Source organism: Rhizobium sp. AN5, from assembly GCF_900215255.1.
Lineage (GTDB): Bacteria > Pseudomonadota > Alphaproteobacteria > Rhizobiales > Rhizobiaceae > Agrobacterium > Agrobacterium tumefaciens.
In genome coordinates this window covers 1,367,977-1,392,100 of the sequence record NZ_OCMJ01000004.1, presented here as the reverse complement: position 1 = coordinate 1,392,100, position 24,124 = coordinate 1,367,977, and the positions used below count along the sequence as shown (strand labels likewise).

Here is a 24,124-nt window from a genome sequence, read left to right as displayed (position 1 = left end):
ATCGCGCCGGCAATGAAAGCGTTGCGAGGCATGCCTGGCAGATATTTCCCTTGGGATAGGGCGATTTGGGCGCTCATCCTGCCCGGTTAAGAAAAAGACCTTGGCGTGTCATTTTTACTACGTCGATAAAAGCCCGGAAAACCGGGGTTTCATCGGCTTGGAACGGCTTGGCCAACCACGGCAAAGTGAATGAAATAAATAGAAATTTAACCATTCTCGCCAATTCTGGAAATTACGTTTTTACGGTTTTGGCCGTAATATGAGGTTCATTTCGGGTGCGTTCTGGACTTCGGCGTTTTCTTTTCAACGGGCCGTCTATCGGCTAGACAAGCATGAAACTGGATGCTCCGTCTTCGTTGGCGGCGCTGGGTGCTACGAGGATCAAATTGCAAGTCATATCTGGAAAAACATCGGCAGCGCTGGTGCTGGCTCTCGGTCTTTCCGTTTCCACCGCTCTTCCCGGCAGTGCCGGCGCGGTAACGCTGATGGACCTTTTGCGTGGCGGGCCTGGCAAGGTTGCGCGCGATCGCGGTGAAATGCCGCCAGCCGGTATCGTCACCTCGCCGCCGACGGCCGGACCGAGCGCCGATGCATCTGATCCCGAGCCTCTGCCGCGTGTTTCCGGTCCACGTTATTACGATTACAAGGCCGATACCGCACGCGCTGTGAACACCGCAAATTTCGGCGAGGGTCTTGCCAATGTGAAGTTCAGCGCCACCCCCGAAATCGGCAAGGCTCTGGAAGCCTATTACGGTGCCGGCGGCAAGGCGCTCTGGGTTTCGGAAGGCGAGCTGACTGCCCGCGCGAACGCCGTCATGGCGTTTTTGGAGACTGTTGGCGAAAGCGGCCTCGATCCGGCCGACTACAGCATTTCAGTACCCGCAAAGGACGTGACCGCCAGCATCAGCGCAGGCGCGAACGCATCCGGCACGCCGGTGGAAGTGGCTTCCGCATCGACCTCCGACGCCTATCAGCGCGCGCAGATGCAGTTCGAGCTTGCGCTTTCCGCCAAGGTTCTGGCCTATGTGCAGGATACGACGCGTGGCCGTGTCGATCCGAACCGGCTGTCCGGTTACCACGATTTCAAGCGAAAGACGGTGAACCTTGCGCCCGTGCTGAAGCTTGCAGGCCTCAGCCCCGATATCGCAGCCTATCTGCGCAGCCGCGAACCCTCGAACGCCGAATATCTGGTGCTGAAGGCCGAACTGGCCCGGTTGCGCAGCGAGGGTGATGCGGCCAACACGGTCAAGGTCCCCGCCGATCTGGTGCTGAAACCCGGCAACAGCAGCGCCGACATGGCAAGCGTCGTCAAGGCAATTGAACATCGCGCTTCGCCTGCCTTCAAGGCGGAACATGCGGCGATCATTTCCGGCTACCAGCAGACGCCCGATTATACGCCTGATCTCGTTGATCTGGTGAAGGCATTCCAGAGCGAAAACGGCCTGAAGGCCGACGGCGTCATCGGCCGCGCGACTGTGCGCGCCATGGTCGGCGAAAGCAACGACGCCCGGATTGCCAAGGTGCAGGTGGCGATGGAGCAGATCCGCTGGCTACCGGCCGATCTTGGCCAGCGCTATGTCTTGATCAACCAGCCCGCCTTCATGGCCTATTACCACAATGACGGACAGGAACAGTTCGGCATGAAAGTGGTGGTCGGCTCCAAGGCCAACCAGACCTACTTCTTCCAGGACGAAATCCAGACCGTCGAATTCAACCCTTATTGGGGCGTTCCGCAGTCGATCATCGTTAACGAGATGCTGCCGAAGCTGCGCCGTGATCCGTCCTATCTCGACCGACTGGGTTATGAGGTGCAGGTGGGTGGCCGTGCGGTTTCTTCCACCAGCGTCAACTGGTTCGGCTCGACCAATGCCGTTTCGGTGCGTCAGCCGCCAAGCAGCGACAATGCGCTGGGCGACCTGAAAATCCTGTTCCCGAATGCGCATGCCATTTACATGCATGATACGCCTGCCAAGAGCTTCTTCAACCGCGACATGCGGGCGCTGAGCCACGGCTGTATCCGTCTGGTCGACCCGCGCCGCATGGCGGCCGCTGTTCTTGGCACCAGCGTCGACAAGGTCAACGAGCAGATTGCAGCGGGCAAGAACCGCGCTGTGCAGGTGCCGGTGAAGATACCGGTCTACGTGGCCTATTTTACTGCCTGGCCGGACAAGGCCGGCAAGGTGCAGTTCTTCGACGACGTCTACGACCGTGACAGCTACGTCCAGAAAGCGTTTGCGGTAACAACGAAGGCGCGGGCCGCGTCGATTTGATAGAAATCTCATTGAGAAAAAGAAAGCGCCGGAAACGGCGCTTTTTTTGTTTCTGCGACTGCCAGTTACTATCGTAGCGACGATGCCGTAAAAAGCGTGAATGCCAGTTCGCCATCGCCGTCGAGCATGTTTGCGCTCAACAGCGCATCTTCCAGCGATGATTTGCGGATCAGGAGTTGGTAAAAGAATAGATGAACGAAAAGCGGCGTTGCCGCACCATCGGGATAGCCGTGTGAGGCTATGTAGGCGTGTGCTCGACCTTCGATGAATACTTTGGCGAAACCCTGCGAACCCGTGCAGCAGGCGGTGCTGAACACCACTGTATCCAGCAGGTCGATGTTACCAGAGAGAATGTCGGCGTGCATGCTGCCGTCCTTCAGTTCTGTTCGGGTTATCTCCGGGTCGCATTCGCCGACGACTAGGCCGTTTTCATCGCCATGACCGCTGATGATGAGGTAGGGCGGCGGGTTATCGGGCTGTTTCAGGCAGACCAGAATGTCTTCCGGCGTGCCAGGCAGATAAAGCCTTACCGATGCGCCTAGGCTTTCCAGCATTGCCCTCAAAAGCAGGGCCTCGCCAGAATCGCCGACGGCGACAATGCCGACGGCGGTGCGAGGGAAAAGGAAATTGCGATCGACCATGGCGAGCCTGCGGGTGTTCCGATTTATGCAGCGGCGTTGCGTTCTGTCAGCAGCCTTCCCACCAGATCTGGCGTTAGCGTCGCAAAATCGCTGATCACGACATTCGGTTCGAGTTCGGCCATCGGCACATCCGAATAACCGAAGGTGACGCCTATCGACGGGACGGACGCATTTTTGGCGGCGAGAATGTCGTTGATGCTGTCGCCGACCATGACCGAGCGCTGCGGGTCGCCGCCAGCCTTTTCGATGGTGCCGAGAATATGGCGCGCATCGGGCTTGCGGAAGGGGAAGGTGTCGCCACAGGTGATGGCGGCGAAATATCTGGTGAGATCCAGTTTTTCGAGCAGCGGAAGCGCAAGGATTTCGGTCTTGTTTGTGCAGACCGCGAGCGTGATGCCAGCTGACGAAAGCGCATCCAGTACGCTGACGATGCCGGGGTAGGGGCGGCTGTCGCCGGGCATTTCCGCGCGATAATGGTCAATGAAACGCTCGTACAGCGGTTCCAGTTCGGCTTCCGGCAATTCTACCTGACGCAGCGCGAAGGCCCGCTTGATCATAACGCGCGCGCCCTGGCCGACGAGATGCGTCAGGTCGTCATAGGTAACGGGGGCAAGACCGGCTGCGGCGATGGTGTGGTTGAGGCTCGAAACGAGATCGGCGGCGGTGTCGACGAGCGTACCATCGAGGTCGAAGATGGCGAGCGGGGAGAGCGGGCGGGATGTCACGGGAACTGGCCTCTTGAGAGAATGCTTTTGGCGATGATATCGGTGCGTTCGTTGTGGCCAAGCCTAGGCAAACGGCTTTGTCTTTGCAACCGCGCCACAACGTTCTGTTCGTTGCCTGCAAAAATGCTTTCGTTTGGCTTTCGACCCGTGTAAACAGCACGGCGACGACAAAGCTACCGGAGTTTCAGGCACATGGATGCCCGCCAGATGAAGATCAAGGCCGCCGAGGCCGCATTGTCCCATGTGCAAGACGGGATGCGACTTGGTATCGGCACGGGCTCGACAGCTGAGGAATTCGTCAGGCTTCTGGCGGAAAAGGTTGCTGCAGGCCTGAAGGTCGAAGGCGTGCCGACATCCGAGCGTACCGCGCGCCTTTGCGTGGAGCTTGGCGTGCCGCTGAAATCCCTCGATGAATTGCCGGAACTGGACCTTACCATCGATGGCGCGGACGAAGTGGATCACGGCCTGCGACTCGTCAAGGGTGGTGGCGGTGCGCTTCTGCGCGAAAAGATCGTGGCGGCTGCATCCGCCCGCATGATCGTCATCGCCGACCAGAGCAAGGTTGTGGAGACGCTTGGCGCCTTTCCGCTTCCCATCGAAATCAATCCGTTCGGTCAGGTGGCGACACAGATCGCCATCGAGAAACTGGCGGCGCGGTCCGGCCTGTCGGGCGACCTGACGATGCGTTCGTCGGGCGACGGCGCCTTCATGACGGATGGTGGACACCTCATTCTCGACGCATCTTTTGGCCGTATTCCTGATGCAGAAGCGCTTGCACGCGAGCTGAACACTATCCCCGGTGTTGTCGAGCACGGACTTTTCATAAATTTGGCATCGCTTGCCATCATTGCGGGTCCTGAAGGCGCCCGCGTGATGCAGGCAGTATAACAGGAGCGAGATTTTCATGATCAAACTAGCGGGACTGGGCAAAGCTGCCGCTGCTTCGATCCTCATTTCCGGCATCGTGTTCGGTACTGCCGCACGCGCTCAGGAAATTTCGGAAGCGCATATCGCCGCCGCACGGCAGGCGATCGCCTCTCTAGGCGTTACTGACCGTTTCGACGATATCCTGCCGGGTCTGGCGGAACGTCTGAAGGCCGAACTCATTCAGGCATCGCCGAATGTGCAGGACGCGATCACCGCGACTGTCGACGCCAAGGCACTTGAGCTTGCGCCGCGCCGCGCCGATCTGGAACGCGAGGCAGCACTCACCTACGCGCGCGCCTTCTCCGTCGAAGAGCTGAACGCCATCTCCACCTTCTACAGCAGCGAAGCCGGCAAGAAGCTTCTGAAGGACGGCCCGATCGCCACGCGCGAACTGATGAAGGCTGCCGACATCTGGGCCGCGGGCATCAACCGCGATCTGAACACCTCCAGCATGACCGAATTGCAGAAGGTGGCCGGCGCTGATCTGAAGCCGCTTCCGGCCGATCAGGGCAACACGGGCGGCGCTCCGGCTCACAAGCCCTGAGTGAAATAGATAGAGCGTCGGGTCCCAAAGCTCACGTTCAGAAATATTCAAAGCCCGGCCGCAAGGTCGGGCTTTTCATTTGTGCGTCGCAGCACCTATATGTGCCATGAATACGCCACAGCCCGCCTTGAGGCCGATGGCACGTGGTTTTGATCAGGGGTTTTGACTATGACAGCTTATGACTACGATCTTTTCGTTATCGGTGGCGGCTCGGGCGGCGTGCGCAGCGCTCGCGTGGCCGCCTCGCTCGGCAAGCGTGTGGGAATTGCCGAGGAATACCGTTACGGCGGAACCTGCGTCATCCGTGGTTGCGTGCCGAAGAAGCTGTTCGTTTATGCCTCGCAATTTCCTGAGCATTTCGAGGATGCCGAAGGTTTCGGCTGGAGCGTCGGCGAGCGTCGTTTCGACTGGAAAAAACTGATCGAAGCGAAAGACAGGGAAATCACCCGTCTCGAAGGGCTGTACCGCAAGGGTCTGGATAACGCCAAGGCCGATATTTTCGACAGCCGTGCAGAGCTTGTCGATACGCATACCGTGAAGCTGACGAAGACTGGTGAGACCTTCACGGCCGAGCGTATCGTGATTGCCGTTGGCGGTACGCCGAACGAACACAAGGCGCTGCCCGGCCACGAGCTGACGATCTCCTCCAACGAGGCTTTCGACCTGGAAGAGCTGCCGAAATCGATCCTGATCGCTGGCGGCGGTTACATTGCCGTGGAATTCGCCAATATCTTCCACGGGCTCGGTGTTGAAACGACGCTGATCTATCGCGGCAAGGAAATCCTTTCGCGCTTCGATCACGACATGCGCAAGGGCCTTCATGAAGCGATGGAAGCCAAGGGTATTCGCATCGTTCTTGAAGACGTCATTCAGGAAGTGAGCAGGGACGTTGCGGGCGGCTTTGTGGCACGCACCAAGCAGGGCAACTCGCTGCATATCGGCCTGGTGATGCTGGCGCTCGGTCGCGATCCGAATACGCATGGTCTAGGCCTTGAAAATGCCGGTGTGAAGGTGGATGCGCGCGGCGCGATCATCGTCGATGAGTATTCGCGCACGAACGTGCCTGGTATCTTCGCACTGGGCGACGTCACCGATCGGGTACAGCTGACGCCGGTGGCTATCCACGAGGCCATGTGCTTCATCGAAACCGAGTACAAGAACAACCCGACCAAGCCGGACCACGAGCTTATTGCCACTGCGGTGTTCTCGCAGCCGGAAATCGGCACGGTTGGACTTTCTGAAGAGGAAGCGGGCAAGAAATACCCGGAACTGGAAGTCTATCGCGCGCAGTTCCGTCCGATGAAGGCAACGCTGTCCGGGCGTCAGGAAAAGACGATCATGAAGCTGATCGTCAATGCCGCCGACCGTAAGGTCGTCGGCGCGCATATTCTCGGCCACGAGGCGGGCGAAATGGCGCAGCTCCTCGGCATCACGCTGAAGGCCGGATGCACCAAGGACGATTTCGATCGCACCATGGCGGTTCATCCGACAGCCGCCGAGGAACTGGTGACGATGTATTCGCCAAGCTACCGCGTGGTGAACGGCGAGCGCGTGTAGCGCCGTCGCTTGCGCGACGTGATCACGTCTCCGATTTGCCCGCCACCACCTGAAAACCGATGTTTTCCGGCTGGTGGCGGGTTTATTAAATCGTTTGAATTGACTTTTATGCACGTTGAACGCCCAAAACGGGCGGAATGGGCCCTATGGCCCTGAGATCGGCTATGCAAAGCCTGTGCTTGGAGCTATAAGCCGCTCAATTTTTCGAGGCGGTCGTGCACAAATGCGCGGGCGAGAAAAGGGTAAGGACATGGCACAGAATTGGACACCCGGCAGCTGGCGGCAGAAACCGATCCAGCAGGTTCCCGAATATCCTGACGCGGCAGCGCTTGCGGCGACGGAAGCCACGCTTGCGACCTATCCACCGCTCGTTTTTGCCGGTGAAGCCCGCCGCCTGAAAAAGCAGCTTGCCAATGTGGCAGACGGCAACGCCTTTCTGCTGCAGGGTGGCGATTGCGCCGAAAGCTTCCTCGAGCATGGCGCGGATAATATCCGCGACTTCTTCCGCGCTTTCCTGCAGATGGCTGTCGTCCTGACCTATGGTGCGCAGCTGCCGGTGGTAAAGGTCGGTCGTATTGCCGGTCAGTTCGCCAAGCCGCGCTCTTCCAACGTGGAAGTGCTCGATGGCGTGACGCTGCCGTCCTACCGCGGCGACATCATCAACGGCATCGAGTTCAATGAGACCTCGCGCGTGCCGAACCCCGAGCGTCAGCTCGACGCGTACCGCCAGTCGGCGGCGACGCTCAACCTGCTGCGCGCCTTCGCAATGGGTGGCTACGCCAACCTTGAAAACGTTCACCAGTGGATGCTCGGCTTCATCAAGGACAGCCCGCAGGCGGATCGTTACCGCAAGCTGGCTGACCGGATTTCCGAGACCATGAACTTCATGCAGGCAATCGGCATCAGCGCGGAAAACAATCCTAGCCTGCGCGAAACCGATTTCTTCACCAGCCACGAGGCACTGCTGCTCGGTTACGAAGAGGCGCTGACCCGCGTCGATTCGACCTCCGGTGACTGGTATGCCACGTCGGGCCACATGATCTGGATCGGCGACCGCACGCGTCAGCTCGACCATGCGCATGTGGAATATTTCCGCGGCATCAAGAACCCGATCGGCCTGAAGTGCGGACCGTCGCTGACGCCGGATAATCTGATCGAGCTGATCGACGCGCTGAACCCGGCAAACGAAGCGGGCCGTCTGACGCTGATCTGCCGTTTCGGCCACGACAAGGTTGCCGACAGCCTGCCGAAGCTCATCCGTGCCGTGGAGAAAGAGGGCCGCAAGGTCGTCTGGTCGTGCGATCCGATGCATGGCAACACGATCACGCTCAACCACTACAAGACGCGTCCGTTCGAGCGCATCCTGTCGGAAGTCGAAAGCTTCTTCCAGATCCACCGCGCCGAAGGCACACATCCGGGCGGCATCCACATCGAGATGACCGGCAAGGACGTGACGGAGTGCACCGGTGGCGCGCGCGCCGTGACGGCGGATTCGCTGTCGGATCGTTACCACACCCATTGCGATCCGCGTCTCAATGCCGATCAGGCACTGGAACTGGCCTTCCTTCTGTCCGAGCGCATGAAGAGCGGCCGGGACGAGAAGCGTCTGGCAATTGCTACTGCCTGACAGAGGCAGATCAAACAAAAAAGCCGCCGGATACTGCCGGCGGCTTTTTTTATGGGTCGGCGTGATTACTGGACGAGTGCCGGCTGCTGGCAGCGGACGTCGGTGACGCGCACATCGGCTTCGCCGATCTTGACGCCAAGTACCAGCAGCACGTTGTAGAGCAGCTGATCCACGGGCGCCGTGACTGCCGCGAGCGTGTTGGCAAGTGCTGACTGGATGCCCGCCAAACCTCCCAGATCGATGTTGAGGAAGAGAAGCCTGATATCCAGATTGAGGTTCTTCAGCAGTGAACTGACAAGAGTGGTAACGGTATCCTTGGTGGAAACACTCTTGATCTTGGCCTGGGTGATATCCGACTGGGTGAAGGTCAGCTTGGTCTTCGTCATGTTGGTGGCATTGATGAGGGCGCTGCCATTGATGGCAAGCAGGGCCGAATCCACGATCGCGGTCTTGGTAACGCGCGGATCCTTGCCGAAATTGGCAAAGGCCGTGGTATCGACATTGCCAAGCGCGATTTCCGCGACGCCGGGAACGACTTCGACATCGACCGTACCCTGTCCGCCGCCCGTGCAGCGAATGTCGGCGAGCCGCGCTTCGGCATGGGCGACTTCCACATAGAGCGGAATATTGACCTTCAGACCGGCAATCGCCTGAAGCCCGTCAACCACGACACTGACCGCCAGCCGGGTTTGTGCGGTGCGCACCACGGTGCCCTGGCCGCCGACGGCAAGCGACGGCGTTTCGACGGGTGGCTCACCGATGGCGAGCGTCGTCTTGACCGAGGCGAGACCGAGAAGATTGGCGTTGAGGTTGAGCGCCAGCTGGTTGCCACCATTGCCTGCCACGGCGGCGGCGTTGAGGAGATCAAAGACGCCTGCGGTGACCTTGAGGTTTTCGCCGCTACCGATCAGCTTGTCCGAGAACGGGCCGAGATTGAGGATTTCTTCAAGCTTGAGCTTGATGTTGCTCTTGTTGGCGGTTTTTGCCAGCGTCTTCAGAATGTTGGCCACAGCCGGCTGCAGGCCCGTGGTTTTCGTCAGCGCGTCCAGGAATTTGCCGTAGGTGATTTCCGTCTTCAGGACATCCTTGTAGGTGCCGGCTGTCAGGTTGAGATCGACAGCCAGCGCTTCGACGACATGCAGCGCGTTGACATCAGCAGCGACAAGCGCCTGGTAATCCATAACCTTGAGCGAGACCGTGGTACCGAGCAGGCCGCCGAGCAGGCTGTTCAAAATGCCTTCATCGAGGCTCGCCAGTCGCGAGCCTACCGAAAACGCCGCGATCTTTTGGGATGAGGCCGTTCCGGCAGCGGAAATCTTGGGCGGCGTGGTGAAGGCGGAGGCAAAGAATATCTGGCCCTTTTCGACGATATTCACTTTCATCGCATTGGTGGGAAGTGCATTTTCGACGAAACGCTGGCCGACAGGCAGGGTCGCGTCCGGCTCATAGTGACCTTTGACGACTTCGGCATAACCGTTGCTCTTGGCAAATTCGTTCAACGGGTCGAAAGGTTGAAGACCGTCCACGGTCAAGAGGCCATTCGGTGTCTTGACCCCGAGATTCATGCCGTTAAGGGCGAAATATTGCTGGACCGCCTTTTCGGGATCGGCGGCACTGGCCGCCGCTGATATGGCCGCAAGATCGGCGGTCTGCTGCAATTGCCGCTTCTGCAGGGTCAGATAGCCATAATCGACGCCAAGCGCCAATATGCCGATGAAAAGCGGTGCGGTAAGCCCGGCCGAGATGGCGATGTTGCCTGTGCGATCCTTCAGGAAACGGGGAAGCAAAGAAGAGATATTTTGCATGTCATGCTCCTCCGATCCGGATTGTGGAAAAACGCCGGATGACCGGCTCGGGCAGGGTGTAGCTGTAGAGGCTCCAGATCGGCAGATCGCGGGCGTCGTATTCCACCTTGACCGTGAATTGGTTGGCATTGGCGGGATCGGTGGCGACATTGACCGTGAAACGCGTCTTGTCCATGAAGGCGTAGCTGAGGTCACTCTTGGTGACGAAATCACGGGCCAGCTGCTGGCGCTCGGTCGTATTCAGTCCGGCAACTGCCGTCCTTGCGGCGTCCGCGGCGATCTGCTGCACAGAATAGGCGGCCATCAGGTAGATACCGTAGGCAATCATGGTCAGCAGGACGAGAAAGAAAATTGGCGCGACGATGGCGAACTCGACAGCGGACGAGCCGGATCGATCACGAAGGAAACGCACTCCATTACGCATAAAGCACCCCCGTTTTTCAGGCACCACAGTCAGATGCCTTTATTCTTATTTTCGGAAATGCTAATTTATAGGTGTTAATTTTGTATTGATGTCGCTCTTATGGGTTGCAGGCGGGGAAAAGCCTTCGCGTTGATACCCATGGATTTCAGATTAGCCGAAGCCCTTTGAAGCTGGCGTGGCCGTCTTTGCCGATGATGATGTGGTCGTGAACCGCTATCCCCAGCGGCTTTGCAGTATCGATGATGGTTTTGGTCATCTCGATATCGGCACGCGAGGGGGTAGGGTCTCCACTCGGATGATTGTGTATTAAAATCAAAGCAGTAGCGGAAAGTTCAAGGGCGCGGCGCACCACTTCGCGCGGGTAGACCGGCGTGTGGTCCACGGTTCCCTGACCCTGCACCTCGTCGGCGATCAGGACGTTGCGCTTGTCGAGGAACAGGATGCGGAATTGCTCGCGGGTTTCATGGGCCATGGCGGCATGGCAATAATCGATGACCGAAGACCAGGAGCCGAGAATCTGCTTGTTGCGGATTTCGCCCTTCAGCATGCGCTGGGAAACGGAGGCGACGAGCTTCAGATCGAGCGCCACGGCCTCACCCACGCCCTTCACCTCCTGCAACAGCGGCAGCGGCGCGCCAAGCACCCCGCCGAGGGTACCAAAGCGGGCGATCAACGCCTTGGCGATGGGTTTGGTATCACGCCTCGGGATCAGTCGGAAAAGCAGAAGCTCCAGCAGTTCGTAATCGGCAAGGGCGGTATCGCCGCCGTCGCGATAACGCGCCCGCAGCCTGTCCCGATGGCCGTGATAGTGTGCGATCTCCGCTTCCGGCTCCGCAATGGCTGCGGGATGTTCCGAGGTCTTCTTCACCGCACTTCGCGGTTCGGCAAAGAAGCCGCGCTCATCCGTTCCGTCGAACAGATCGCCATTTCCCGCCTGAAAGCCGGAGGTCGATGGAAGATCGGCGGAAGGCGGGGCAGGGCGTTTTGCCATGGGCGGTCTGGCCTTATGCGAGTGGCGGCAGGCCCGGACGGTCAAGGCCGCCCGGCGACAGTGTGAAGATTTCGCAACCGGTCGCGGTTACGCCGACCGCATGTTCGTATTGCGCGGAAAGGGAGCGGTCGCGCGTTACTGCCGTCCAGCCATCGGAGAGCACCTTCACATGCGGCTTGCCGAGGTTGATCATCGGCTCGATGGTGAAGATCATGCCCTCGCGAATCTCCGGGCCTTCGTCCGGGCGGCCGTAGTGCAGGATATTGGGGGTGTCGTGGAACAGGCGTCCAACGCCGTGGCCGCAGAAATCACGCACCACCGAGCAGCGTTCCGCCTCGGCATAGGCCTGAATAGCCGTGCCGATCGCGCCGGTGCGCGCACCCGGTTTCACTGCCGCGATGCCGAGCATCAGGCATTCATAGGTCACTTCCATCAGACGTTCAGCTGCGCGCTTGATCGTGCCAACCGGATACATGCGGCTCGAATCGCCGTGCCAGCCGTCCAGAATATAGGTCACGTCGATATTGACGATTTCGCCTTCACGCAGCGGCTTTGCGTCCGGAATGCCGTGGCAGACCACATGGTTGATAGAAGTGCAGACGGACTTGGTATAACCGCGGTAATTCAGTGTTGCCGGCAAAGCGCCGTGGTCGGCGCCGAACTCGAAGACGAAACGGTCGATGGCGTCAGTCGTCACACCCGGCTTGACGATTGCCGCCAGTTCGTCGAGGCAACGCGCTGTCAGCTGGCACGCCTTGCGCATCCCGTCGAAATCCTCAGGCGTATAAAGGCGGATGACGCCGGTATTCTTGAGGGGGGCGGAGGCTGCGTCGATATAGGTGACCATCATAGTGCTTTCTGTCTCTTTACGTCCCTGTTCATAAAACAGCCGGACGCCATTCGTCCATCTTAACCGTTCCCGCGACTGAAATTTGTGCCGGGGAAACGTCGCATTTCACCGCATAGGCCTCCACGCCGCGCGACATGGCCCGCTGAAACGCCAGCGCATAGACCGGATCCAGATCATCGCAGATGCGCATCCGGTCGCAATCGTTGCGTTGAATAAGATAGAGCATCACTGCTCGGTGACCGGCCTCCGCTGCGTCACCCAGCTCCTCCAGATGTTTGGTGCCGCGTTTGGTGGCGGTATCAGGGAATTCGGCCAGACCTTTTTCGCGCATGAAATGCACGTTTTTCACTTCCACATAGGCATCCGGCCGCCCAATTTCGGAAAGCAGGAAATCGATGCGGGAATTGCGGCCGTATTTCTGCTCGCGCCGGACCGTCGAATAGCCGGCAAGCTCCGGGATGCGGCCATTGAGGATCGCTTCTTCCGCCAGCCGGTTCGGCATGCCGGTATTGATGCCGACCACGGTGCCATCGGCCTCGACCATTTCCAGCATATGCCGGTACTTGCGGGTTGGGCTGTCATGCTCGGACAACCAGATACGCGAGCCGGGCGTGGTCAATCCGCGCATGGAGCCGGTATTGGGGCAGGAGCCTGTAATTGCCGTGCCGTCCTCCAGAACAGCGTCGAATAGGAAACGCTTGTAGCGGGCGATCAGCGTGGCGGGAACGAGTGGGGATGTGAAGAGCATGTGGCCTGAAAGGTGAGAGGTGGCGGGGTTGGTCAGGACAGGACGTAGGTTCCGGGTGCATCGCCGAGCACTGGTCGCTTGCCGTCACCCGGCGCCCTTGCCTTTACCTTCTCGCCATTCTGGCTTTCGATCCAGTTCTGCCAGTGCACCCACCATGATCCCTTGTGGGCTGTGGCTGCGGCCTGCCAGGCATCGAAGTCTCCCGATGGTGATGCGCCTGTCCAATATTGGTATTTTTCGGATTGCGGCGGATTGACCACACCGGCGATGTGGCCGGAAGCGCCGAGCACGAATTCCACGGGGCCGCCGAACAGTGCCGCCCCCGTGAAGACCGATTTCGCTGGCGCGATATGGTCGTCGCGGGTGGCGAGATCATAGACCGGGATTTTTATGTCGCCGAGGTTGATCCGCTTGTCCGCCACGCGCATCAGCCCGCGGGCGAGATTGTTGTCGAGATAACAATTGCGCAGATAGAAGGAATGGCAGGCAGCGGTCACCCGGGTCGAATCGGAATTCCAGTAGAGGAGATCGAAGGGCAGGGGTTCGGTGCCGCGCAGATAATTATCGACCATATAGGGCCAGATAAGATCGGAGGCGCGCAGCATGTTGAAGACTGTGGCCATGATCGAGCCATCGAGATAACCGACGGCTTGCATGTGCCTGTCGAGCGCGGCGAGCTGGCCTTCGTCGATGAAGACCTTGAGGTCGCCCGCATGGATGAAATCAGTCTGGGCGGCAAGAAGTGTGGCGCTGCGAATGCGCTCATTGCCTTCCTGCGCTTGCAATGCCAGCGCCGAAGACAAAAGCGTGCCGCCGACGCAATAACCGATGGCGTTGATCTCTTTTTCGTCGGTTTGCTCCTCGATCGTGTCGAGGGCAAAATCGATACCTTCGCGGATATAGTCCTCCCAGCCCCTGTCGGCCAGCCTGGCGTCCGGGTTAACCCACGAGACCATGAACACGCTGTGGCCCTGATCGAGACACCATTTAACGAAGGATTTCTGTGGGTTGAGATCGAGGATATAGAACTTGTTGATCCATGGCGGCACGATGAGCAGCGGCCGTTTGAAGGCCTTTTTCGTCGTCGGCGCGTAGTGGATGATCTCGCAGAGCGGGCTTCTCGCAACCACCTTGCCTGATGTGACGGCAATATTCTGGCCGATGACGAATTTGCTGTAATCCGTCTGACGCAGTTTCAGGTGGCCGTGACCGGCCGCGACATCTTCGGCAAGCTGTGCCATGCCCTTGACGAGATTGGCGCCGCTGGAGGCTACCGTCTCGCGGAAGACCTGCGGATTGGTGAAAACGAAGTTGGCCGGCGAGAGGGCTTCCGTCACCTGGCGCATGTAAAACAACGCCTTGGTGCGGGTGTGCTCGTCCAGCCCTTCGGCTTCCATAACCATCCGGTCAGCAAAACCGACGGTGGTCTGATAGGCTTTGAGGAGAAAATCGAAAAACGGATTGGCCTGCCAGTCCGCGTCGGCAAAACGCCTGTTCTTTCGCTCTGCCGGGCCGGTCTCTGCGGCCTTTTCCGAGCGGGAATCGGCATCTTCCGAAAACTGTGCCACCGATTTTGTCCACAGATCGTAATAGCTGGAAAGCAGGTGGGTCTGCGCTTCGAGTGAACGCTTCGGTTCAGCCATCCAATATTCGGCGACATCGGACAGCGTCTTGACGAGGTCGGTCATCGGATCGGCGCTGGTCTGCGGAATTTCACCGCGTTCGCGGGGGGCCAGCCATTCGGACGCGGCTTTGCCGAGGTTTTCCAGCGCGCGGGCGATGTTGACCGCAAAGGCTTCCGGGTCGCGGATCAGGTAAGCCTCGGCGGATGTGGCGTCGAAACCGGGCGTTTTGCCACCCTTTTTCTCTGCCCCGCCGTCAACACCTGCCATGCGCTGTCCTCCACCAAATTTGTGTTTGCACATTCTGCATGAAAACGAATACAAGTTCCACCAGCAAGGGGAGGCCACGAAGAGCCGAACCGCAGTCGAATTCGATATCGGCGATATCCTTACAGGCGGAACATGACGATGGGCAAGCACATGGGCACATGGGGAACATTTGCGGAAAACGCTGGAAGGATCGCCCTTCTTTCGCTCTCAGGCGCAATGCTCGTTACAGTACTTGCCGCCTGCAAGACCCCGGCACCGATCGTCGCACCGGCCCATATGCCCCACCCGCAAGCCCAAATCGTCGGCCCGCGCCCCGTCAGCGACAATGTGGTGAGCCAGAGACGCGATACCGGCACCTATCCAAGCTTTTCAGCGCCGATGACGGCTGCCGGCAGCCAGATGGGGGATGACGAGGCGTCCAAAATGGAATCGAACCTGTCGCGCCTCGGTGCTGCACGCCGCAACGGCCAGATTTCGGAAGCTGAATACAAACGCCGAGTCGCGGAATTGCGGGCGCTTGGCGAAAACCAGAAGCCGGTTGCGACGCCTGCTACGCAGTGAGGTTTTCCGTTCGTCGTTCTGGGGCCTTTACCGAGAATCGACAACCTGTGGATCTCGAGATTCCCTCGGCACAAGGCCGAGGATAACGGCAATCCTTGTGCTTCATTCTGTTACCAAGCCACTCTCATAACCCCTTATTTACCCTGCCTTTGAACCATCTGCTTACTGAAGATGTTAAGCGGATGGATGCGCTTTGCCGCTTATGATGCGGTCATAACAAACAGGCCGCTGAAAAAGCGGTAGACAGGGTGAAATATCATGAGATGCATCGCTGCTTTGCTGGTTCTTGCCGGTTTTGCGCTCGCACCCGCGCAGGCGCGGGCGCCGTACATCAACATCGGAACGTCAGCGCCTCAGGGACGATGAAAAGTTGAAAAACGCCGGTCAGTCGTTTCCGGCGGCTTCGCTGAGCATATCGAGGTCCGGCACCGTGATATGACGGTTGTTCTCGATGCTGATGGTGCCTTCCTTGCGCAGTTTAGTCATTTGCCGGCTAACTGTTTCAATGGTGAGACCAAGGAAATCGGCTATGTCTGCGCGCGATAGCGGCAGGTCGAACGTTGATTTATCGTCCTTTTCCGGATCGATATGCGTGGCGATCATATAAAGGAAGCTGGCAACCTTTTCCTGCGCCGATTTTCGGCCAAGTGTCAGCATCCAGTCGCGCGCCTCATCCAGTTCTTTCAGAGACTGGCTGTGAAGCTTGCGCTCCATATCCGGCACTTCGGAAACCATGCGGTCGACGATACGGCGCGGGAACAGGCAGATTTCCACATCGGTTGCGGCTTCCGCCGTCATCTTGCTTTCCGCCATAAACGGGCGACCGAGAAAATCCGGTGCAAATTGCAGGCCGACGATCTGCTGGCGGCCATCCGACATCATCTTCGAGAGCTTCACTACGCCGTTGAGAATGTTGCCGTAGGAGCTGACGAGTTCCCCCTGGGCAAGCAGCTCGTTGCCCGCTTCCAGCTTCTTACGGCTGGAATGACGGTTGAGGTCGTAGAGCTGCTGCGGCGTCAACGTGCTGCAAAGACCACCGTGACGCGCCTCGCAGGAGCGGCATACGACGGGATATTCCGAATTGTGGATGGTCTTCTGTAGCGTGTCCATCAGCCTTTTCCGATGCTGGCTTTAAGGGACGAATGCGACCGCAGGTGTAAAATCCGGTCTTTTCGAAGGCTTGCGCCGCGTAGTCGTCGCCCCCGCGTCTACTTTAGCAAGAACTTAAGGTGCAATTTGATTGAAGTCAAAGTTGCAAACTGTCGCAGCCGTTACTGAAGGGGAGGAAATCGACATTTTCTTGATAAAAGGCAAATCCGGGGATGAATACCGAACTTCTTCGCAAATATTCGGGCGCCGTGCCGCGTTACACGAGCTATCCTACCGCGCCGCACTTTCACGAGGGAATCGATAATGGCACCTATCGCGGCTGGCTCGGCGAGCTTGGCCACCGGAACCGGATATCGCTTTACCTGCATATTCCCTATTGCGACCGGCTGTGCTGGTTCTGTGCCTGCCACACCAAGCACACGCTGAAATACGAGCCGATTGCCGTTTATCTTGAGGCACTTAAGCGGGAGATAGCAGCCGTCGGCTCGCTTGTTTCCCCCGATGCAGTGGTCAGCGCGGTGCATTTCGGCGGCGGTTCTCCCACCATGTTGAAACCGGAGGACATGGTGGGCCTGATGGACTGTCTGAGACGCCATTTCACCTTTGGTCTGGCGCCCGAAATCAGCGTGGAAATGGACCCGAACGATCTTGACGAAAGTCGCTATGACGCGCTTGCCGTCATCGGCATGACGCGCGCGAGCCTCGGTGTGCAGGACTTTGATGACAAAGTGCAAAAAACCATCAACCGGATTCAGACCTTCGAGCAGACGCAATCGGTGGTAGATGCCGTGCGGGCAAGGGGCGTTCACTCGGTCAATTGCGACATTCTCTATGGCCTGCCGTTCCAGACCTGCGAGACATTGCAACAGACGGTTGACCAGATCATCTCACTCGACCCCGACCGGATCGCGCTGTTCGGTTATGCGCATGTTCCATGGATGAAAAAACACCAGTCGCTGATCCCTGAGCAAGCATTGCCAGATATTGCCGAGCGCTACCGCCAGATGACGATGGCGGCGGAGATGCTCGGCAAGGCGGGTTACAGGGCAATCGGGATCGATCATTTCGCCAAGCCCGCCGAAACTTTGAGCCGCGCGGTCGAGGCGGGGGAGCTGCGGCGGAATTTTCAGGGCTACACCACTGACACGGCTGATGCCCTGATCGGGCTTGGTGCATCCGCAATCGGCCGGCTGCCCCAGGGCTACGTGCAGAACATGGTGGCGACGGGGGAATATCAGCGGATGGTGGGCGAGGGCGGTTTCGCGGTTCTCAAGGGAATAGAATTGTCCGAGGAGGATCACCTGCGCTCCCATGTCATCGAGCGGCTGATGTGCGATTTTTCACTCGATCTGGGCGATTTGAAGCGGCGTTTCGGCAAGGCCAGCCATTCCGTCAGCATGGAGGCGCAGCTTTTCGCTGGCGGCGACAGGGACGGGGTGGTGCGGATGGATGGCGATGTTTTTGCCGTGACGGAGGCGGGTAAACCCTTTGTTCGTAATATCGCGGCAACCTTCGACGCCTATCTCGGCAGCGGACGCGGCCGTCATTCGGTTGCTGTTTAGGCAACAGTTTTAAGGCAAATTTCAAAGTTACGTCACGAAACCATTGGCTTTTTTGTGCGACTTGCCTATGTGGTGCGTCAGACAGGATATTTAATACGAACGACAATAAGGATTATGGGCGTGACAGCTACATTCGACAAGGTTGCCGACATTATCGCCGAAACCAGCGAAATCGACCGCGAAACCATTACGCCGGAAAGCCACACGATCGACGATCTGGGCATCGACAGCCTCGACTTTCTGGATATCGTTTTCGCCATCGACAAGGAATTCGGTATCAAGATTCCGCTCGAGCAGTGGACGCAGGAAGTCAACGAAGGCAAGGTTACCACCGAAGAATATTTCGTGCTGAAGAACCTCTGCGCCAAGATCGACGAATTGCGCGCAGCCAAGGGCTGAGGCGATAATGCCCGCTTCGAGCGGGCATTTCTTTTTCTGGACCTGACCTTCAGGGACGGGTCGTAACCGACCAGAAACGGGCCGGACGGATGCTGCTTGAATATTTTCAGATGATCGACAAGGTCGAAGCCGTGGATATGGCGACGCGCACATTGAAGGCGCGGTCTGTCGTTCCCGACAACAGCCCGGTTTTCGAGGGGCATTTCCCCGGCATGCCGCTGGTTCCGGGCGTGCTTCTGATCGAGACCATGGCGCAGGCTTCCGGCATGATGGTTCTGGCGTTCAGCGATTTTTCCGCCATGCCCTTCCTGATGTCGGTTGACGGCGCCAAGATGCGCACCTTCGTGGAGCCGGGCGCGGTTCTTGATATCGAGGCGGTGCTTGAACATGACGGTTCGGGTTTTGCAGTCACCAAGGCGAAGATCGCTTGCGAAGGCAAGAAGGTCTGCGATGCGCAGCTGAAGCTCAGGACAATGCCTTTCAGCGAAATTCCGCTCGCGCCTATCGTCAGGAAGCGGGCCGAGGAAGTCGGCCTGATGGCGGCGATTGCCGCGGATGCGCAAAAATAAGCGCTTCTGCTGATGCCGGGAGACGGCATTTTTCCCCTAGACCCGGTTTTGATTCACGAAAATCGTGGGCTTGTGCTGGCGGATCGGGCCTTCACCATTGCCAATCCGCATCGCGCGCTTTATTCCGCAACGCATGGAGTGGTCGTTTGCGACCGCTGTTGGATAGCCGTGACCGGCTTCAATGGGTCAGGCTGCAAAGGATGACAGACGATGAAATCTGACAATGATGTGGTGATAACCGGGGTCGGCATCGTGACCTGTCACGGCGTCGGCAGCCAGGCGCATCTTGCGCTTCTTTCGGGAACTGCGGCGCCGGCAACGGTGATCGAGACCGAAAAGTTCAAACCCTATCCGGTTCATCCCATGCCGGAGATCGACTGGTCCACGCAGATTGCCAAGCGCGGCGACCAGCGCCAGATGGAAAACTGGCAGCGTCTCGGCGTTTTTGCCGCCGGCCTCGCGCTTGATGATGCAGGGCTGAAGGAAAACCCGGAGGCCTGCGCTACCATGGACATGATCGTGGCTGCCGGCGGTGGCGAGCGCGACATCAATGTCGATACGCTGATTGTCGATGAGGCGCTGAAACGCAACGACCGCGAAGTGCTGCTCAACGAGAAGCTGACGACGGAATTGCGTCCGACGCTGTTTCTCGCCCAGCTTTCCAACCTGATGGCCGGTAACATTTCCATCGTTCACAAGGTCACAGGGTCCTCCCGCACCTTCATGGGCGAGGAAGCAGCCGGCATTTCCGCCGTCGAGACTGCGTTTCACCGTATCCGTTCCGGCGAATCCAGCCACGCGCTGGTGGGCGGCGCCTTCTCGGCCGAGCGTCCGGACATGATCCTGCTGTTTGAGGCGATCGGCGCGCACGCGCAGGGCGATTGGCAGCCGCTGTGGTCGCGTGGCGGCCAGGACGGCGGCGGCATGATTTCCGGTTCGCTGGGAGCCTTCCTCGTGCTGGAATCGCGCAAGCACGCCAGTGAACGCGGCGCGCGCGTCTATGCCCGCATCGACGCCATCGAGGGCGATCGCGGCAGCCGTGATGACGGCAAAATGGAAAAGCGCATGGAGCGGCTGCTTGCCCCTGCAAAGGACAGTGCTGCGACCGTCGTGTTTTCCGGTGCGAGCGGTTACGACGCCGTCACGCAGCGTGAAAAGAATATTATCGAGAAAGCTTTGCCGCAGGCCGTCATTCGCGGTTTCGGCGGTATCACCGGCCATGGACTTGAAGCACAGTTCCCGCTTGGGCTGGCGCTTGCTGCCCTGACGCTTGAAAGCGGCGCGAAGGTTCCTACTTTCGATGGCGCCGCGGAAAAGCCCATGGGCGAGGCGGCCAGCGAAGCGGTCGTCACCACCGTCGGCCATGTTCGCGGCGAAGGTGTCGCCGTTCTGTCCCGTGACGTGTGAGGAGAAAAGACCATGACTTCCAACTTCAAGGATCATCTCGGTCGCCCGATCGTTGCCGTCACCGGTATGGGCATCATCACATCGCTCGGGCAGGGGCTTGCCGATAACTGGGCGGCGCTGACGGCCGGCAAGTCGGGCATCCACAAGATCACCCGCTTCCCGACGGAGGGGCTTTCCACAAGGATCAGCGGCACCGTCGATTTCATCGACATCCCGGTTCCGAATTCCGTCGAGCGCTCTTATGCCTTTGCGCGCGAGACGACCATCGAGGCTTTGGCGCAGGCCGGCATATCGGGCGATTTCGATGGCCCGCTGTTTCTGGCTGCGCCACCGATCGAGCCGGAATGGAGCGCCCGTTTCGAGCTTGCCGACCGGTCTCCGCCGGCCGCCCAGCCGGGTGATGCCTATGAACGCTTCCTGACGGCTTTCCGTCAACGTCCGGACCCGGCGTTTCAGGAAGCGGCTCTTTTCGGCGCGATTTCGGAGCGTCTTTCCGACCGCTTTGGTACACGCGGCCTGCCGGTCACGCTCTCGACGGCCTGTGCATCCGGCGCGACCGCAATCCAGCTTGGTGTCGAGGCTATCCGCCAGGGCCGCACCGAGCGCGCGCTGACGGTTGCCACCGACGGTTCGGTCAGCGCCGAAGCGCTGATCCGCTTTTCGCTTCTCTCGGCGCTGTCGACCCAGAACGAGCCGCCGGAAAAGGCATCCAAGCCGTTCAGCAAGGACCGCGACGGTTTCGTGATTGCCGAAGGTGCGGCAACGCTGGTGCTGGAATCGCTGGAATCGGCAATTGCACGCGGGGCGAAGGTTCTCGGCATCATCAAGGGCGCCGGTGAAAAGGCCGACAGTTTCCACCGCACGCGTTCCTCGCCAGATGGCGGCCCGGCGATCGCGACGATCCGCGCCGCACTTGCGGATGCGGGTGTTGCTGAAAGCGATATCGGCTACATCAACGCCCACGGCACCTCGACGCCGGAAAACGACAAGATGGAATATGGCTCGATGCTTGCCGTCTTCGGCGAAGGCCTGAAAGACATTCCGCTGTCATCCAACAAGTCGATGATCGGCCATACGCTGACGGCGGCCGGTGCTGTGGAGGCGGTGTTCTCGTTGCAGACCATGCTGACCGGCACGCTGCCGCCGACGATCAACTACAACAACCCCGATCCGACCATTTCGCTCGATGTGGTGCCGAATGTGAAGCGGGACGCGACGGTCAGTGCCGTGCTTTCCAACTCCTTCGGGTTCGGCGGTCAGAATGCCAGCCTTGTCATGACGCGTGAACCGGCTTAACCGGTTCCGCCAGAAGACAGGGGCGTTTCCGGCCTGAACGAAGCCCGGGAACGCTCTCGCTGGTGTGACTACACATTCCGACCGCAAAACCGTTACAGAGTTTTGCTGGAATTACTCTTGAGATAGACGCCTCCGGGCGAAGGACTAAAAACATGCGCGCTCTTCAACTCGTGGACGACCGGAAGCTCGAAAAAGTGGACCTGCCCGAACCGGATGCACCCGGCCCGGGTGAGGTGACGCTGCGCGTCAAGGCCGTGGCGCTGAACCACATCGACGTCTGGGGCTGGCGCGGCATGGCGTTTGCCAAGCGCAAGATGCCGCTGACCATCGGTGCTGAGGCTTCCGGCGTGGTGGAGGCCATTGGCCCGGGCGTTTCGAATGTGCTGCCTGGCCAGCTCGTCGCGATCTACGGCGCGCGCACCTGCGGGATCTGCAAGCCGTGCCGTGAAGGCCGTGACAATCTTTGTGAACATGTTCAGGGCGTGCACGGTTTCCACCTCGACGGCTTCGCGCAGGAAAAGATCAATATTCCCGCCCGCCAGCTCGTTCCGGCTCCGCATGGCGTCGATGCCATCGGCGCGGCTCTGGCGCCTGTGACCTTCGGCACCGTCGAGCACATGCTGTTTGACAATGCCAAGCTGGAATCGGGCGAAACGATCCTCGTGCATGCCGGGGGTTCCGGCATCGGCACGGCGGCGATCCAGCTGGCCAAGAAGATGGGCTGCACCGTCATCACCACGGTCGGCTCCGACGACAAGATCGAACGGGCGAAGGCTCTCGGTGCCGATCACGTCATCAACTACCGGACCGACCGTTTCGAAGGCGTCGTGCGCAAGCTGACGAAAAAGAAGGGCGTCGACGTGGTGTTCGAGCATGTCGGCAAGGACACCTGGGCGGGATCGATGTTCTCGCTGAAGCGTGGCGGCCGTCTCGTCACCTGCGGCTCAACCTCAGGCGTGTCGACCGATATCAACCTGATGATGCTGTTCCAGCAGCAGCTGAAGCTGCTCGGCTCCTTCGGTTGCCGCATGGAAAACATGGCCAATGCCATGCAGAAGATGGCGCGCGGCATCGTTCACCCTGTTATCGACACCGAAGTCACCTTCGAGGATATCGACCGGGCGCTGGAGCGCATGGAAACGCGCCAGGTATTCGGCAAAATCGTTCTGCGGATGGATTGACGCCTTGAAACTGTTCATCACGCGGATCGTCCTGAAGCTGGACCATTTCCGGCAATGGCTGATTGCGACGTTTGCCTTCGGCCTTCTCAATCTGCTGAAGATATTTCCAGCTGACGCGGGAATTCGCGCTGCCGACAGGCTGGCGCGCTTCGTGGGGCCGAAAACCGGCCGCCACAAGCTGATGCTCTACAATCTGGCGCGCGCCTTTCCGGAGAAATCCGAAGAGGAGCGGCTTACTATCGCAATGGACAGCTGGGGCAGCATGGGGCGGCTTGCGGCGGAATATGTCTTTCTCGACAGGCTGTTCGATTTCGATCCGGAAAATAGCGAGCCGGGCCGTATCCGGGTCGAGGGCATTTCGACCTTTCTCGACCTTCGCGACAACCCGCGGCCCTTCATCGTTTTTACTGCCCATAGCGGCAATTTCGAATTGCTGCCGGTGGCCAGTTCTGCCTTCGGTCTGGATGTGACGGTGCTGTTCCGGCCGCCGAATAATCCTTTCGTGGCCGACAAGGTGTTCAAGTTCCGCAAGGAACGCATGGGCAATCTCGTGCCGTCGCATGCCGGCTCTTCCTTCGCGCTTGCGCGGCAGCTGGAAAGGGGCGGCGGTGTCGGCGTGCTCGTCGACCAGAAGTTCGGCAAAGGCTTGACCACGAAGTTCTTCGGCCATGAGGTGCGCACCAACCCGCTTCTTGCCAAGCTGGTGCGGCAGTTCAATTGCGATGTCTATCCCGCCCGCTGCGTGCGTCTGCCTGATAACCGCTACCGGCTGGAAATAGAGCCGAGGGTTGAAATTCCGCGCGATGAAAAAGGAAATGTCGATATTCAGGCGACGGCGCAGCTTTTGAACGACAAGGTGGAAAGCTGGGTCCGCGAATATCCCGAACAATGGCTGTGGTATCACGACCGCTGGGACGTTAAACACCAGATCTGATTATTTGCAGCGCGGCCGAATTTCTAGTGATTTTTTACAGAATTCGGCCGTAAAATTGCGTTTTTAGGTATTTTTACTTATTAGTGGAACCTTATTTTTCGTTC

22 protein-coding genes are annotated in these 24,124 nt (G+C 59.0%); 13 read left to right on the top strand and 9 right to left on the bottom strand.

Going from position 1 to position 24,124, the window contains the following annotated elements; genetic code table 11:
* Nucleotides 1-386 precede the first annotated feature (386 nt).
* The gene (locus CRP02_RS19355; protein ID WP_414896238.1) at nt 387-2,270 is read left to right on the top strand and encodes a L,D-transpeptidase family protein; all 1,884 of its coding nucleotides are present in this window, start codon (nt 387-389) and stop codon (nt 2,268-2,270) included.
* A gap of 68 nt (nt 2,271-2,338) precedes the next feature.
* Here the strand turns inward: CRP02_RS19355 and CRP02_RS19350 are convergent, their stop codons facing one another.
* Nucleotides 2,339-2,911 (bottom strand): hypothetical protein, encoded by a 573-nt coding sequence (locus CRP02_RS19350; RefSeq protein ID WP_097172040.1) that lies wholly within the window; start codon nt 2,909-2,911, stop codon nt 2,339-2,341.
* Between the two features lie 23 nt (nt 2,912-2,934).
* Complete coding sequence (locus CRP02_RS19345; RefSeq protein WP_097172039.1) at nt 2,935-3,636, bottom strand: HAD family hydrolase; 702 nt, start codon at nt 3,634-3,636, stop codon at nt 2,935-2,937.
* Between the two features lie 192 nt (nt 3,637-3,828).
* Between CRP02_RS19345 and rpiA the strand changes: the two genes are divergently transcribed.
* From rpiA to CRP02_RS19325, 4 genes are all read left to right on the top strand, one after another.
* Entirely contained in the window at nt 3,829-4,524 is a 696-nt protein-coding gene (gene rpiA, locus CRP02_RS19340) for a ribose-5-phosphate isomerase RpiA (RefSeq protein ID WP_003515412.1), read from the top strand.
* Nucleotides 4,525-4,540: 16 nt separating this feature from the next.
* Nucleotides 4,541-5,107, top strand: coding sequence for a DUF2059 domain-containing protein (locus CRP02_RS19335; RefSeq protein ID WP_013636215.1), 567 nt, complete (start codon nt 4,541-4,543; stop codon nt 5,105-5,107).
* A gap of 168 nt (nt 5,108-5,275) precedes the next feature.
* The gene (gor, locus tag CRP02_RS19330) at nt 5,276-6,664 is read left to right on the top strand and encodes a glutathione-disulfide reductase (protein WP_097172038.1); all 1,389 of its coding nucleotides are present in this window, start codon (nt 5,276-5,278) and stop codon (nt 6,662-6,664) included.
* A gap of 250 nt (nt 6,665-6,914) precedes the next feature.
* Nucleotides 6,915-8,291 carry a class II 3-deoxy-7-phosphoheptulonate synthase gene (locus CRP02_RS19325; protein ID WP_003515403.1) on the top strand — a complete coding sequence of 459 codons (1,377 nt, stop codon included), beginning with the start codon at nt 6,915-6,917 and terminating at the stop codon, nt 8,289-8,291.
* 65 nt (nt 8,292-8,356) lie between these two features.
* On the opposite strand, the gene CRP02_RS19320 is transcribed toward CRP02_RS19325, so the two are convergent.
* The 6 genes from CRP02_RS19320 to CRP02_RS19295 form a co-directional block, all read right to left on the bottom strand.
* Complete coding sequence (locus tag CRP02_RS19320) at nt 8,357-10,096, bottom strand: TadG family pilus assembly protein (RefSeq protein ID WP_097102686.1); 1,740 nt, start codon at nt 10,094-10,096, stop codon at nt 8,357-8,359.
* A gap of 1 nt (nt 10,097) precedes the next feature.
* Entirely contained in the window at nt 10,098-10,520 is a 423-nt protein-coding gene (locus CRP02_RS19315) for a TadE/TadG family type IV pilus assembly protein (protein WP_097102684.1), read from the bottom strand.
* Nucleotides 10,521-10,665: 145 nt separating this feature from the next.
* A complete protein-coding gene (gene radC / locus CRP02_RS19310) occupies nt 10,666-11,511 on the bottom strand; it encodes a RadC family protein (protein WP_097102682.1) in 846 nt (281 codons plus the stop codon).
* Nucleotides 11,512-11,524: 13 nt separating this feature from the next.
* On the bottom strand, nt 11,525-12,358 hold the full coding sequence (gene map, locus CRP02_RS19305; RefSeq protein ID WP_179784160.1) for a type I methionyl aminopeptidase: 834 nt from the start codon (nt 12,356-12,358) through the stop codon (nt 11,525-11,527).
* A gap of 31 nt (nt 12,359-12,389) precedes the next feature.
* A complete protein-coding gene (sfsA, locus tag CRP02_RS19300; protein ID WP_097172036.1) occupies nt 12,390-13,109 on the bottom strand; it encodes a DNA/RNA nuclease SfsA in 720 nt (239 codons plus the stop codon).
* Between the two features lie 32 nt (nt 13,110-13,141).
* Nucleotides 13,142-15,001, bottom strand: coding sequence for a PHA/PHB synthase family protein (locus CRP02_RS19295; RefSeq protein WP_097172035.1), 1,860 nt, complete (start codon nt 14,999-15,001; stop codon nt 13,142-13,144).
* 138 nt (nt 15,002-15,139) lie between these two features.
* Between CRP02_RS19295 and CRP02_RS19290 the strand changes: the two genes are divergently transcribed.
* Complete coding sequence (locus CRP02_RS19290; protein ID WP_097102676.1) at nt 15,140-15,562, top strand: hypothetical protein; 423 nt, start codon at nt 15,140-15,142, stop codon at nt 15,560-15,562.
* Nucleotides 15,563-15,946: 384 nt separating this feature from the next.
* Here the strand turns inward: CRP02_RS19290 and fnrN are convergent, their stop codons facing one another.
* Nucleotides 15,947-16,672, bottom strand: a complete 726-nt coding sequence (gene fnrN, locus CRP02_RS19285) for a transcriptional regulator FnrN (RefSeq protein WP_097172034.1) — start codon at nt 16,670-16,672, stop codon at nt 15,947-15,949.
* Between the two features lie 212 nt (nt 16,673-16,884).
* Between fnrN and hemN the strand changes: the two genes are divergently transcribed.
* The 7 genes from hemN to CRP02_RS19245 all read left to right on the top strand — a co-directional run bounded on the left by hemN (nt 16,885) and on the right by CRP02_RS19245 (nt 24,020).
* Entirely contained in the window at nt 16,885-18,234 is a 1,350-nt protein-coding gene (gene hemN / locus CRP02_RS19280; protein ID WP_097172033.1) for an oxygen-independent coproporphyrinogen III oxidase, read from the top strand.
* Nucleotides 18,235-18,348: 114 nt separating this feature from the next.
* A complete protein-coding gene (locus CRP02_RS19275; protein WP_019566223.1) occupies nt 18,349-18,633 on the top strand; it encodes an acyl carrier protein in 285 nt (94 codons plus the stop codon).
* An 89-nt stretch (nt 18,634-18,722) separates the two neighbouring features.
* Complete coding sequence (locus tag CRP02_RS19270) at nt 18,723-19,202, top strand: 3-hydroxyacyl-ACP dehydratase FabZ family protein (RefSeq protein WP_097172032.1); 480 nt, start codon at nt 18,723-18,725, stop codon at nt 19,200-19,202.
* Nucleotides 19,203-19,412: 210 nt separating this feature from the next.
* Nucleotides 19,413-20,609 carry a beta-ketoacyl-ACP synthase gene (locus CRP02_RS19260; protein ID WP_097172030.1) on the top strand — a complete coding sequence of 399 codons (1,197 nt, stop codon included), beginning with the start codon at nt 19,413-19,415 and terminating at the stop codon, nt 20,607-20,609.
* Between the two features lie 12 nt (nt 20,610-20,621).
* On the top strand, nt 20,622-21,905 hold the full coding sequence (locus CRP02_RS19255) for a beta-ketoacyl-ACP synthase (RefSeq protein WP_097172029.1): 1,284 nt from the start codon (nt 20,622-20,624) through the stop codon (nt 21,903-21,905).
* Nucleotides 21,906-22,057: 152 nt separating this feature from the next.
* Nucleotides 22,058-23,086 (top strand): zinc-binding dehydrogenase, encoded by a 1,029-nt coding sequence (locus CRP02_RS19250; protein ID WP_003515388.1) that lies wholly within the window; start codon nt 22,058-22,060, stop codon nt 23,084-23,086.
* Between the two features lie 4 nt (nt 23,087-23,090).
* Nucleotides 23,091-24,020 carry a lipid A biosynthesis lauroyl acyltransferase gene (locus CRP02_RS19245; RefSeq protein WP_414896237.1) on the top strand — a complete coding sequence of 310 codons (930 nt, stop codon included), beginning with the start codon at nt 23,091-23,093 and terminating at the stop codon, nt 24,018-24,020.
* Nucleotides 24,021-24,124 lie beyond the last annotated feature (104 nt).